The sequence below is a fragment of the Bacillus cereus genome, from assembly GCF_025917685.1.
Classification (GTDB): Bacteria; Bacillota; Bacilli; order Bacillales; family Bacillaceae_G; genus Bacillus_A; species Bacillus_A cereus_AT.
The window spans coordinates 4,273,655-4,286,866 of record NZ_CP089518.1 but is presented as its reverse complement, the minus strand read 5'-3'; the positions used below and the strand labels follow the sequence as shown (position 1 = coordinate 4,286,866).

Genomic DNA, 13,212 nt, shown 5'->3' with positions numbered 1-13,212 from the left:
TGTGCACCCCCCTTAATTAAGTTCAATACGTTTATTGAAATGACGGTATAAAATATCAACAATAAGATTGACTAGAACGAAGATGACCGAGGCGATTAATACGCCCCCTTGTAACATTGGTAAGTCTCTCATTCGGATGGCGTCCACAATCAATCTTCCAAGTCCATTTATAGCAAAAACTGATTCTACTAAAACTGTACCGCCTAAAAGAGCACCAAATTGTAATCCAACAACAGTAATAACGGGAATTAATGCGTTCCTCAAAGCGTGTTTATATATAACGACTCTTTCTTTTACCCCTTTCGCTCTTGCTGTTCGTATATAATCTTGGCGTATAACATCAAGCATACTTGAGCGAGTCATACGTGCTACAATTGCTGCGCCGGATGCACCTAGTGTAAGTGCTGGTAAAACCATGTGCATCCAAGTTCCCCAACCAGAAACGGGGAATATTTGAATTTGGACAGAGAAGTAGAAAATAAGCATAAGTCCAAACCAAAAGCTTGGTAATGAGACACCTAACAAAGCGATAATCATAATAGAAACATCTGTCCAAGAATATTGCTTTGTAGCAGAGATGATGCCAGCAATCATCCCAATTACAACTGTAATGACGATACTACACAGTGCGAGTTCAATAGTGATTGGAAGGCGAATTAATACTTCGTCTAACACTGGGCGATTAGAACGAATCGAAACCCCAAAGTCGCCTTGTAATATATTTCCGATATAAGAGAAATATTGCATGATAAAAGGTTTGTCCAATCCTAATTGGTGACGTATTTGCTGGACAGTTTCTTTTGATGCTCCTTCACCAGCAATAAGGAGAGCTGGATCACCGGGTACCATTTGCATAATTAAGAAAACAACGAATACAACGCCGAAAAGAACGGGAATTAATTGTAGTATTCTACGAAATATAAACATTAGCATGTGTAATGCCCCTTTCTATTTTTTAAGTCTAGGATCTAGTGCATCACGTAATCCGTCCCCAAACATGTTTAAACCGATTACGAGTGTAGACATTGCGATTCCAGGAAACATTGCGATATGTGGTGCGGTAAATAAAAAGTCGCGTCCATTACTTAACATGGCACCCCATTCAGGTGAAGGTGGTTGCGCTCCAAGTCCTAAAAATGATAATCCAGCTGCAGATAAAATTGCTGTAGCTAAGCGTAAAGTAGCTTGGACGATAATAGGTGATAAGATGTTAGGGAATATGTGTTTCATAATAATAGTAAAATCATTTGCCCCTAGTGCTCTTATAGCATCGATATACTCTAATTTTTTTACTGTTAATGTAGAAGCTCTAACGATACGAGCGAACATAGGGATTGAGAAAAAGCCAATAGCGATAATTACGTTCACAAGACTTGGTCCTAGTGCGCCTACAATGGCAAGAGCAAGTAAAATACCAGGGAAAGCTAGCATAATATCAATGATTCGCATAATAATTGTGTCAAACCATCCGCCGTAATAACCAGAAATGATACCAAGAATAATGCCGAACAATGCCCCTATAAATACAGAAGAAAATCCAACAAGTAATGAAAGGCGTGTCCCGTGTAAAAGGCGGCTTAAAATATCTCTACCTTTATCATCTGTTCCCATCCAATGTTCCATAGATGGTGGTTGTAATTTGTTAACTAACTGAATATCAAATGGATTATAGGGTGCTAACAATGGGGCAAATATAGCTATTAAAATATAGAAAAGAACGATACTACCCCCGATAAATGCCATCTTATTTTTTTTCAGTTTTCGATAGCTAATTATCCATTTCGATGTGTTCTTCGTTTGAATCGTTTGTAAAGAAGTATTTTCTTCTTTAGAAAGACGAACTTCCATTTTTCATACCTCCCTTTCTTTATGAATAAATTATCAGAAAATTAAAACCAGTCAACGATTTTAAAACAATAAGTAAAGAAAATGCAAATAGAAGTAAAGATGTTTCAAAAAAATCAGAAAATTCAAATAGTAAAGAAAGTGCAAATAGAAGTAAAGATGTTTAAAAACTTTTTCCACAAAGTTATTTATAATTACAAATACATAGACAAAATTGAAAAAAGAGAGGGTGGTGGAATGATCTGCTATTAGAAAATAGGGGGATAGAAAGCTAGGTTTAAGGTTTCGCTTTAGGATGTAGAGATAAAAGAAAGTGGAGGGGGAAGGGCGATGAGATTCAAAAGGGGACTTGTGATTTGTTTTATCACAATTTTATGTCTTTCAGTTTTTCTAGCGGGGTGTTCATCTAATACGAAGACAGGAAATGAAGGGTCAGGAAGCAAAGGGACAAAAGAAGGCGGCGTTTTAACAATTGCTAGACTGTCAGATGCTGATAATTTAGATCCGCATTTTATTACAAACATCCCTTCCGCAAGTGTTGTGTACCATAAAGTGTATGAAAATCTTGTACAACGAGATAAAAACATGGATTTTAAGCCGATGTTAGCAAAGGAATGGAAACAAATTGATGATTTAAATTGGGAATTTAAGTTGCAACAAGGAGTGACATTCCAAGATGGTGCACCATTTAATGCTGAGGCAGTAAAGAAAAACTTTGGACGTGTATTAGACCCGAAAGTAGGTTCAAATCGAGCAACTGTTTATTCCATGATTCAAGAAATAAAAGTAATTGATGAATACACAGTACAGTTCGTATTGAAATACCCATACGCACCTCTTTTATCTATTTTCGCAAGTAATGAAGGAAGTATTTTAAGTCCGAAAGCAATTGATGAAAAAGGAAAAGGTTTAGCCCAGCATCCAGTTGGGACAGGTCCATATACTTTTAAGTCATGGAAACCAGGTGAAGAAATTCGCCTTGAGAAGAATAAAAATTATTGGGGTGAAAAAACAAAGGTTGATGAAGTTGTATTCAAAGTAGTACCAGAAGATGCAACACGTATTGGAATGATTGAAACTGGTGAAGCTCACATTGCAGAGAATTTACCAGTAACTGAAGTAGAGCGAGTGAAGAATTCACCATCTATGGAGTTAATTGAAAATGAAGGTTTGGGTGTAGAATATATTGGATTTAATGTGGAGAAAAAGCCATTTGATAATCCGCTCGTTCGTCAAGCGATTGCACATGCGATTGAAACAAAAGGGATTTTAAAAGGAGTATATAACAATGTTGGGACTGAAGTGAACTCTGTAATGACGCCTAAAGTATTCGGTTATACGAAAGACGTAAAAGGATATAAGTATGACATTAATACTGCGAAAAAGTTATTAGCAGAAGCTGGTTATCCAAATGGGTTTAAAACAACAATTTGGACGAATGACAGCAAAGTTAGAATGGCGTTAGTGGAAGTAATTCAATCTCAATTAAAAGGGATTGGCGTTGATGTAGAAATTAAAGTTATGGAATATGGTGCGTTTTTAGCTGCAACGAATAAATCAGAACATGCGATGTTTGTTGGAGGATGGGGAAACGCAACAGGTGATGGTGACTATAATCAATATAATTTATTCCATTCTAGTTCACACGGAGCAACTGGTAACCAATTCTTCTATAGTAATCCGGCAGTAGATAAATTAATAGAAGATGCTAGAAAAGAAAAAGATGAGACTAAGAGAAAAGAATTGTATAAACAGTTACAAGAAATTGAATTAAAAGATGCTTTATTAGTACCAATTCGAGGGATTAATCATATTGCTGCAACCACGAAAAATATAAAAGGATTTTGGATTGATCCATCTGGGTATTTGCGACTGGAAGGTGTAGAACTACAGTAAAATAGGAAATTCTATCAGTGTAAAACATCATTTTACACTGATAGAAATTTTTATCTATTTTTGTTTCATTTGTGAAGTAGAAAAATCATATTGCGAGGGGAGATTGACAAAGTGAGTGTGAAATCACAATATTGGTTAACGAATGTGAAACTTGAATGTGGGTACGTATATGAGAAATCGCGAATTACAAGTACAGAAACGGAAATTTGTAGTTTGTTTATTGAAGATGGAAAGATTACGAAGATATTAACTGGGATTGTATCGGAGCAAGATGGTGAAGTAGTAAATGCAAATGGTTTACTGGCATTACCAGCATTTGAAGAAATGCATATTCATATTGATAAAACGTATTATAGTGGACCGTGGAAAGCGTGTACACCAGTAAAAAGTATATTCACTCGTATTCATGAGGAGCAAACTATTCTTCCGAAGCAATTAGAAACTGCAAAGAGTAGAGCGGAGAAAATGTTGCAATTACTTCTTGAAAATGGAGCGACAAATATTCGAACACATTGCAATATTGATCCTGTAATTGGTCTTGGGAATTTAGAAGCAACGATTGCGGCACTAGAAACGTATAAAGATAAGTTATCAGCAAAAATTGTAGCATTCCCGCAACACGGTTTGTTACGAAGTAATTCCGTAGGGCTTGTAAAAGACGCTATGCGTATGGGAGCTCATTTAGTAGGTGGAGTAGACCCAGCTACTGTAGACGGTAATATTGAAAAATCATTAAATACAATTATAGATATTGCAGTAGAGTTTGATTCAGACATTGATATTCATTTACATGACGCGGATCAACTTGGAATATTTACAATGAAGAGATTAGCTGCGTTAACAGAAGAAGCAGGGTGGCAAGGAAGAGTGACAATTAGTCATGCTCTTGGACTTGGAGATGTATCCGTAGAAGAAGCGGAGGAAATGGCTGAACGACTTGCGGCATTAGGCGTTGATATAACGTCAACAGTTCCAATTAGTAGACATGTAATTCCAGTTCCGTTATTAAATCGTAAAGGTGTAAAAGTTTCACTAGGAAACGATAGTATAACTGATCATTGGTCTCCATTTGGAACAGGAGATATGTTGCAAAAGGCAAATTGTCTAGCGGAGAGATTTAGATGGATTGACGAGCGCTCTTTAGGGAAAGCACTTCAGTTTATTACGGGTGGGAAATCTATATTAGATGATCAAGGAAATCGTCAATGGCCAAAAATTGGGGATGAAGCAAATATCGTCTTTACAGAAGCGTCATGTTCAGCCGAGGTAGTAGCAAGACAAACAGAGCGCTGTGCTGTTTTATATAAAGGAAATGTTGTTGCTGGTAGTTTGCAAAAAACGGCTATAAATAATCTTGTTTGAGAGGATGATTGAAATGCAAAATGTGTATTGGTTAACGAATGTACGATTAGAAACAGGTTACAAGTTTAATAATGAAGTAGTTACAGGTACAGAAACAGCTTTGCATCATTTACTCATACAGGATGGAAAGATTGAGAAGATTGTACTTGCGGATGTACCGCTTCAAACAGAATATGAAACGAAAGATGCGAAAGAATTGCTTGTTCTTCCGTCGTTTGTGGAAAATCATTTTCACCTTGATAAAACAAAACTTGGTGGCCCGTGGGAAGCGTGCACACCAGTAAAAAATATTATTGAGAGATTAGAGTTAGAACAGCAGGAGTTACCAATTTTAGCTCAAACAACTGGAGAGAGAGCAGAGTTGTTACTAAGAAATATTTTAAATGCTGGTTCGACTCATATACGAACGCATGTAAATATTGATCCGTATATTGGTCTTAAAAACTTAGAATCTGTACGTCAAACTTTAGAAAATATGAAAGGTGCGTTTACATATGAAATCGTAGCATTCCCGCAGCACGGTTTACTTCGTACAGAAGCACATTCTCTTATGAGAGAAGCGATGAAAATGGGCGCAACTTTAGTAGGTGGTGTAGATCCAGCTACTGTAGATAATAATATTGAAAAATCACTTTTTGATATGATGGAAATTGCTGTAGAGGCAAATGCAGATGTTGATTTGCATTTACATGATGCAGGGCATTTAGGTATTTATACAATTAAAAAGTTAGCTCAATTTACAGAGGATGCTAGTTGGGACGGACGTGTTGCGGTCAGTCATGCGTTTAGCCTAGGAGACGTATCTAAAGAAGAAGGGGCAGATATGGCAGACTTATTAGCTGAAAGAGGAATGTCTATTATTACGACAGTACCAATTAACAGAAATATGCCGCCAGTACCATTGCTTACAGAAAAAAGCGTTTCCGTTTCTTTAGGTTGCGATAGTATGTTTGATTCATGGGGACCATTTGGAAATGCTGATATTTTTGAAAGAGTAGGGCGTTTAGCAGAAAAGTATCGCTGGATTGATGAGAAGTCTTTATCTTCTTCTTTAGCGTATATTACAGATGGAAAAACGCCATTGGATCAAGAAGGAAATCAAGTTTGGCCTAAAGTAGGAGATAAAGCTGATTTCGTCTTCTTACAAGCTACTTGTTCAGCAGAAGCGATTGCTAGACGAGCAAAGCGACCAGCCGTAATGAAAAATGGGAAAATAGTAGCAGGTTCCTTGCAAAATGTTCAAGGTGTATTGATTTAATTTACGTATCTCCCTAATTTATATATATATTTTCAAGGGTTCCTAATGAAAGAATAGGAATCCTTCTTTTTTACGAGAAAAGGAGGGGAATAGGTGACACGTACATATATATTACTGTTTATATGTGTAGTAGTTTGGGGGAGTAATTTTATATTTGGTGCGATTTTAGTAAATACATTTCATCCGGTGTTGTTAACGACACTTCGCTTACTATTTATTAATTTGTTTTTTCTAGCGTACGCTATTATGTGTAAGAAAGACTTATATATAGAAAAGAATGAAATGAAAAGTGTATTATTAATTGGGATCATAGGTGTCGCGATTAATCAATGGTCTTTTTATGAAGGGTTACAAACAGCAGACCCAACAACAGCTGCGCTAATATTAGCGCTTACTCCTGTCATGACTTCTATTCTAGCGGTATTTATTTTAAACGAACCGTTAACAGCTAAGTTAGTAATAGGAGGAGGGATTGCTACTTTTGGAGTGTTTTTTGTAATTGGTGTTGGGCAGAGGTTCGTCTTTTCAGAAGGGTTAATATGGATTTTTATAACGATGCTATCTTTTTCTTTATCTATCGTTTTAATTCGGAAATTGGGGAACAGAGATGATATGTTTTTTATTACATTCTTTTCTTCAATTTTTGGTTTTTTAATTATGCTACCGTTTCTTGCTTTTACCTTTTCTCACATAACGTTGAAATACTCTATAGAGAGTTGGTCGCTTCTAATTGTGACAGCAATACTTATGCATGGAATTTGTACGCTTGTTTGGAATAATCAATTGAGAAAAACGAAGGCGTCGACTGCGGCTATGTTTTTAAATTTAGAACCATTCGTTACGATGGTAGTTGGATATATTATATTGCAGAAAAGTGTAACATCCATTCAAATAATTGGAGCTATTTTTATCGTTTGTGGAGTTTACATCGCAACGTTTGGATATGGGAAGAAATCGAGGGGAGAAAAAGAGTTGTTTCGAAAAGCTACGTAATAGTATTAAGCGTATTTTTGTACGCAATGTATGGAAGGGATGAAAAATTTGGACAATCAACATAACCAAAATCATATTATGGGAACCTTGCAATGGTTTATTTTTTTATTAGCGAATTCGATCGCACTACCAATTGTCGTTGGCGGATTATTTCATCTTACGACGGAAGAAGTATTTTATTTAATGCAGCGTACGTTTTTTGTAGTGGGTATATCTTCTTTTTTACAAGGATGGATTGGGCATAGATTACCAATTGCGGATGGGCCAGCTGGATCTTGGGTTGGTGTATTTACCGTACTTGCTTATGCAACTGTCGGGCAGGATCAACTACATAGTACGTTGCAAATATTAGAATTAGGGATGATGATTTCCGGAGTTATTTTAATAGGATTAGGGGTAACGGGTTTTATAGGGCGCATTTTATTTTTATTTACACCGCTCGTTACAGGGACGTTCTTGCTTCTATTATGTTTGCAATTAAGTGGTGTATTTTTAAAAGGAATGTTAGGAATTACAGCTACTGTTTCTCAAATTGATGGATTTACAGCATTGATCGCTTTTGGCATATTTTTGTTCGTAGTCATACTTTCGAATTTTGGAAAAGGTTTTGTTAAAAGTTATGCGGTTTTAATAGGATTGATTAGCGGTTGGATTATTTTTCTGATCGTAGGGAAAGTGACGATTCCGTCTCAAGTAACTCATTTTGTACAATTTCCACATATATTTGCTTGGGGACTTCCAAAATGGAATACAGGTATGGCTGTATCAAGTTTCGTTATGGTATGTATTTTAGTTTCAAATACAGTGGCAGCTATTATAGCAATTAATCAAGCTACCATTCATAAAGCGACTATTGAACAAAAACAGTTGAGAAACGGTACGTGGGTTGGAGGGATTTCGCATATGATTTCTTCTTTATTTTCAACAGTAGGTGTCGTTCCATTACCGGCAACGGCAGGTTTCATACGTTTAACAAATCAAAAGTATATGCGTTCATTCTTATTGGCCTGTGTACTATTAGTCGTTATGTCGCTATTTCCAAGTATTATTCGTTATTTAGCCTCTCTGCCATCCGCGGTCGCATCTGCGGTTTTAATGGCTTCGTTCGTGCAACTCATTGGAATTGGATTTCATAATATAAAACAAGTGCCACTTAGCGAACGGAATGTAACGATCTTAGGAGTCGCGGTATTGTTTGGCTGCGGCGTTATGTTTTTACCGTCTGGAGCACTTCAATCATTGCCTTCTGTTATGCAATATGTATTCGGTAATGGTTTGTTTGTAGGTACTGTTGTAAGTATATTGCTAGAACAAATATGGCGTACTGGAAAGTAAGTGGATAAATCGAGTGTATGCACTGTATAAAAGTCTAAAATAACATAAGAAATAAAGCCCATTTTCATTCACCACCTGCACATTTCGTTCATACAATATCTTGACTAAATAAACACCCAACTTACACATATACAGCTCTGGCTTAAGCAAGGAGGGTTATACCAGTTGAAGGAAAAAGCGTATCAATCTAAACCGTTACTCACAAAGAGAGAAAGAGAAGTATTTGAATTACTCGTTCAAGATAAAACGACGAAGGAAATTGCAGGTGAACTTTTTATAAGTGAAAAAACAGTACGCAATCACATTTCAAACGCAATGCAAAAGCTAGGGGTTAAAGGACGTTCACAAGCAGTTGTAGAGCTTCTTCGTATGGGAGAACTCGAACTATAAGAAAGCAGCCGACTTTTATATGAAGAGTCGGCTATTTTTCTGTCTGTTTCACGTGCTATATGAATGATAAGAATGTTTCATACATAAATAGGTAGTAAGGAGGGGATGTGTTGAAAAGAGTATTATTAGTTTCAACAAGCGCTCATGATATGAATGGACACCCGACTGGTTTATGGCTTGAAGAACTCGCAGCTCCGTATAATTTATTTAAAAAGGCTAAGTTCGATGTTGATCTTGTATCTATAGAAGGTGGAAGGGTGCCTATTGATAGAGTATCAATTCCAAATGGTATACCTCGTGAATTTAAGCATGTCGCTTCTTTGTTGCAAAATACAAAACCAATATCTACTGTTCACTTTTTAGATTATGATGCAGTTTTATTTGGTGGTGGACACGGGGCTATTGTGGATTTTCCTGGTAATCCATATGTAGCGAATTTGATTGAGAACATGTACAACAATAACCGGATTGTAGCGGCTGTTTGTCACGGAGTAAGTTCTTTGGTCGGTGTGAAAAATAAAGATGGCTCGTTTTTTGTTGCCGGTAAGCGTATAACAGGTTATACAAACGATGAAGAAAAAGCTGTACATTTAGAAAAGAGAGTGCCGTTTTTATTAGAAAGTAAATTGAAAGAAGAAGGGGCTTTGTTTTATGTTGCTCCAAATTTCACGCCACATGTAGTAGTAGATGGGCATTTAATTACAGGGCAAAATCCGCAGTCTAGTATAGAAATAGGTAAGGCTATAAAAAGAGCTGTAAATAAATTATAGAAAAAGTACCCGCTACTAACAAAGGTAGTGGGTACTTTTATGTATAGCCTAGATTGAAATTGAAATAAATTGATATAAATGGTAAGAAATAACCTTTGGAACAAGGGAGTTAGCTCGGCTGTCCTAAGACAAATTCGTTAACTATCAAAAGTAACGATGAACCGAGAAGTCCCCACTTCAAGTAAGCTTGTAAGAGATACTGAGTGGTGGGGAGTTTACTTTCTGCTCATTTCTTCTTATTAATAGGAATGTCTTCTGTTCAGAGAAAAGTGTCGTAATGAATACGTATTTTATATAGAAGAAACCAATTTTCATATAGAGGATCGTTTATTTTTCTGTCTTGCAAATTATGAAAAAAAGGAGCAAAATAAAAAAGGTCCTAGTCTATGCAGATACAGATAAAAAAATTTCATACAGGAGCATTTTAAGTGAGCGAACTTAAAGTGCGTAAAATATAATGATAAACATAAAATAAGATGATGAATGAGAAAACGGGTGATTAAGTTGAATAGAGCGATCGGTGTAATCGATTCAGGAGTTGGCGGTTTAACAGTAGCGAAGGAATTAATTCGTCAGTTGCCGAAAGAGCGTATTATATATTTAGGGGATACAGCACGTTGCCCTTATGGTCCGCGTTCTCGTGAAGAAGTGCGTCAATTTACGTGGGAAATGACGGAGCATTTATTAGATTTAAATATCAAAATGTTAGTGATTGCGTGTAATACAGCAACTGCGGTTGTGTTGGAAGAAATGCAGAAACAGTTGCCAATTCCAGTAGTTGGAGTTATTCATCCAGGATCACGTACAGCTTTAAAAGTGACAAATACGTATCATGTTGGGATTATTGGGACGATTGGAACAGTAAAAAGTGGTGCCTATGAAGAGGCGCTAAAATCTATTAATAACCGTGTTATGGTAGAAAGTTTAGCGTGCCCACCTTTCGTTGAGCTTGTAGAGAGTGGGAATTTCGAAAGCGAAATGGCGTATGAGGTTGTAAGAGCAACATTGCAACCGTTGAAAAGTACAGACATTGATACACTTATTTTAGGGTGTACACATTATCCGATTTTAGGTCCTGTTATAAAAAAGGTAATGGGAGATCAAGTGCAATTAATTAGTTCGGGTGATGAAACAGCTCGTGAGGTAAGTACGATTTTATACCATAGTAAGATGTTAAACGAGGGAGAAGAACAAAGTGATCACCTCTTCTTAACGACTGGTAAAATAGGTCTGTTTAAAGAAATTGCATCAAAGTGGTTTGGTCAGCCGATTGAAAATGTGAAGCATATTAATTTAGAAACAGAATAATAGTAGATTCATATAAGAGAACTCCTGAGAAATCAGGGGTTTTTTCTGTGTAAGTAGCTATAGCTTGTTCTAAAATATGAAACAGCTCGTATACATAATAGTACAAACTTAGATTTTAGGGGGGAATGGCATGCCTAAATCCACTTTTAAATGGGTTGTTGGTGCTACTGTGAGTGCGATTTTATTATCAGGGTGTGGCTTATTAAATCAAGAGAAAGCAACAGAACAAATTGATCCACCGAAAAAAGTTACGTATACAGAAGGTGAAAAGAAAGAAACAGCTAAAAAAGATAAACAAGGGCAAACAGTAAATAGAGAGTTATACCTCGTTGATAAAAATGGATATGTCGTACCGCAAACTATTGCAATGCCTACTCCGAAAGCGAATGAAGTTGTAAAGCAAACGTTAGAGTATCTTGTGAAAGATGGACCAGTCACAAATTTATTGCCGAATGGATTTCGAGCAGTCCTTCCAGCGAATACGACGATGACCTTGGATTTGAAAAAAGATGGGACAGCGGTAATTGATTTCTCTAAAGAAATGAAAAATTATTCAAAGGAAGAAGAGCGTCAAATTGTTGAATCAGTAGCGTGGACTTTGACTCAATTTACAGAAATAAAACAAGTGCAGTTCCAAATAAATGGTGAAAAGTTAGCGAAGATGCCTGTTGCGGGTACACCGCTTGGTGAAGGTGTAAGTCGTGCGAATGGAATTAACTTTGATGATGAACAAGTAGCAGATGTAACGCATACAAAACCGGTTACACTTTACTTTATGGCGCAAAATAATAATAAGCAGCAATATTACGTACCGGTAACAAGACGCGTTGTAGAAGGGAAAGAAAATGATTATGCAGCAATTATAGATGAACTTGTAAAAGGACCGATTCATCAATCGCTTCTGAATGATTTTAATCCAGGAGTTAAGCTTATTACGAATCCGAAATTACAAAATGGAAATCTTACATTAAACTTTAATGAAAATATATTTGCGAACCAAGACAAGAGTGTGATTTCAAATTACGTATTGAAGTCGTTAGTCTTATCTTTAACGGAAAAACAAGGTGTGAAAAATGTTTCTATTGAAGTGAATGGGAAAGCGAATCTGATGGATGAGAAAGGTGAAAAGTTAACAAAACCTGTTGATCGTCCACAAAACGTGAATACAGGTAGTTTTTAATCGTGAATAATTTGATATAATTATGTAAGAAAGGGGGATTGCTTTTTGAGTTCCCCTTCTTTTATTGTTATACATATCGTACATTTAAATTTGGCTATACTAATGAGAGTATTTATGAGGGGGTTATTTTTATGCGAGTAGATGGTAGAGGACAAGCAGAGTTACGCCATATACATATTCATACAAATTATTTAAAACATCCAGAGGGATCGGTACTAATTGAAGTTGGGGATACAAAGGTAATTTGTTCAGCGACAATTGAAGAGCGTGTACCGCCGTTTATGCGTGGAGAAGGAAAAGGCTGGGTAACAGCAGAATACTCAATGATTCCACGTGCGACAGAGCAACGTACAATCAGGGAGTCAAGTAAAGGGAAAGTAACAGGGCGTACAATGGAAATCCAGCGTTTAATTGGACGAGCATTACGTGCGGTTGTCGATTTAGAAGCGCTTGGCGAAAGAACGGTTTGGATTGACTGTGATGTAATTCAAGCGGATGGCGGAACGAGAACAGCTTCAATTACAGGTGCTTATGTAGCGATGGTATTAGCTTTTGAAAAATTATTGCAAGCAGACAAAGTATCTAAAATTCCTGTAAAAGATTATTTAGCGGCAACGTCAGTAGGTGTTGTTGAAGAGCAAGGTGTCGTTTTAGATTTAAATTATGCCGAAGATTCTAAAGCGGATGTTGATATGAACGTTATTATGACTGGAAAAGGTCAGTTTGTTGAAGTGCAAGGAACTGGAGAAGAAGCGACGTTTAGCAGAGCAGAATTAAATGAACTACTTGATGCTGCGGAACAAGGGATCTTCCAACTTGTTGAAAAGCAAAAAGAAGCGTTAGGTGACATCGTATCTCATATAGAGTAGAGGTGG

12 protein-coding genes are annotated in these 13,212 nt (G+C 36.6%); 10 read left to right on the top strand and 2 right to left on the bottom strand.

Annotation, left to right across the window (positions count from 1 at the left end; translation table 11 throughout):
- Positions 1-12: 12 nt before the first annotated feature.
- Both nikB and nikC read right to left on the bottom strand, forming a co-directional pair.
- On the bottom strand, positions 13-933 hold the full coding sequence (gene nikB / locus LUS72_RS22260; RefSeq protein ID WP_000928489.1) for a nickel ABC transporter permease: 921 nt from the start codon (positions 931-933) through the stop codon (positions 13-15).
- A 15-nt stretch (positions 934-948) separates the two neighbouring features.
- Entirely contained in the window at positions 949-1,848 is a 900-nt protein-coding gene (gene nikC, locus LUS72_RS22255; protein WP_199636731.1) for a nickel transporter permease, read from the bottom strand.
- Positions 1,849-2,175: 327 nt separating this feature from the next.
- Here nikC and LUS72_RS22250 point away from each other — a divergent pair, with 327 nt between their 5' ends.
- The 10 genes from LUS72_RS22250 (at position 2,176) to rph (ending at position 13,206) form a co-directional block, all read left to right on the top strand.
- Entirely contained in the window at positions 2,176-3,741 is a 1,566-nt protein-coding gene (locus LUS72_RS22250) for a glutathione ABC transporter substrate-binding protein (RefSeq protein WP_264448271.1), read from the top strand.
- A 111-nt stretch (positions 3,742-3,852) separates the two neighbouring features.
- The gene (locus LUS72_RS22245; RefSeq protein ID WP_264448270.1) at positions 3,853-5,103 is read left to right on the top strand and encodes an amidohydrolase family protein; all 1,251 of its coding nucleotides are present in this window, start codon (positions 3,853-3,855) and stop codon (positions 5,101-5,103) included.
- Positions 5,104-5,116: 13 nt separating this feature from the next.
- Positions 5,117-6,361, top strand: coding sequence for an amidohydrolase family protein (locus LUS72_RS22240; protein WP_264448269.1), 1,245 nt, complete (start codon positions 5,117-5,119; stop codon positions 6,359-6,361).
- Between the two features lie 93 nt (positions 6,362-6,454).
- The gene (locus LUS72_RS22235; protein ID WP_264448268.1) at positions 6,455-7,354 is read left to right on the top strand and encodes a DMT family transporter; all 900 of its coding nucleotides are present in this window, start codon (positions 6,455-6,457) and stop codon (positions 7,352-7,354) included.
- Between the two features lie 39 nt (positions 7,355-7,393).
- The gene (locus LUS72_RS22230; protein WP_097830537.1) at positions 7,394-8,689 is read left to right on the top strand and encodes a purine/pyrimidine permease; all 1,296 of its coding nucleotides are present in this window, start codon (positions 7,394-7,396) and stop codon (positions 8,687-8,689) included.
- Positions 8,690-8,854: 165 nt separating this feature from the next.
- Positions 8,855-9,079, top strand: a complete 225-nt coding sequence (gene gerE, locus LUS72_RS22225; RefSeq protein WP_000659484.1) for a spore germination transcription factor GerE — start codon at positions 8,855-8,857, stop codon at positions 9,077-9,079.
- Positions 9,080-9,186: 107 nt separating this feature from the next.
- The gene (locus LUS72_RS22220) at positions 9,187-9,849 is read left to right on the top strand and encodes a type 1 glutamine amidotransferase domain-containing protein (RefSeq protein ID WP_097830538.1); all 663 of its coding nucleotides are present in this window, start codon (positions 9,187-9,189) and stop codon (positions 9,847-9,849) included.
- Positions 9,850-10,344: 495 nt separating this feature from the next.
- Positions 10,345-11,157 (top strand): glutamate racemase, encoded by an 813-nt coding sequence (racE, locus tag LUS72_RS22215; protein ID WP_000593836.1) that lies wholly within the window; start codon positions 10,345-10,347, stop codon positions 11,155-11,157.
- Positions 11,158-11,287: 130 nt separating this feature from the next.
- Positions 11,288-12,337 (top strand): GerMN domain-containing protein, encoded by a 1,050-nt coding sequence (locus LUS72_RS22210; protein WP_264448267.1) that lies wholly within the window; start codon positions 11,288-11,290, stop codon positions 12,335-12,337.
- 131 nt (positions 12,338-12,468) lie between these two features.
- Positions 12,469-13,206 (top strand): ribonuclease PH, encoded by a 738-nt coding sequence (rph, locus tag LUS72_RS22205; RefSeq protein WP_001261778.1) that lies wholly within the window; start codon positions 12,469-12,471, stop codon positions 13,204-13,206.
- Positions 13,207-13,212 lie beyond the last annotated feature (6 nt).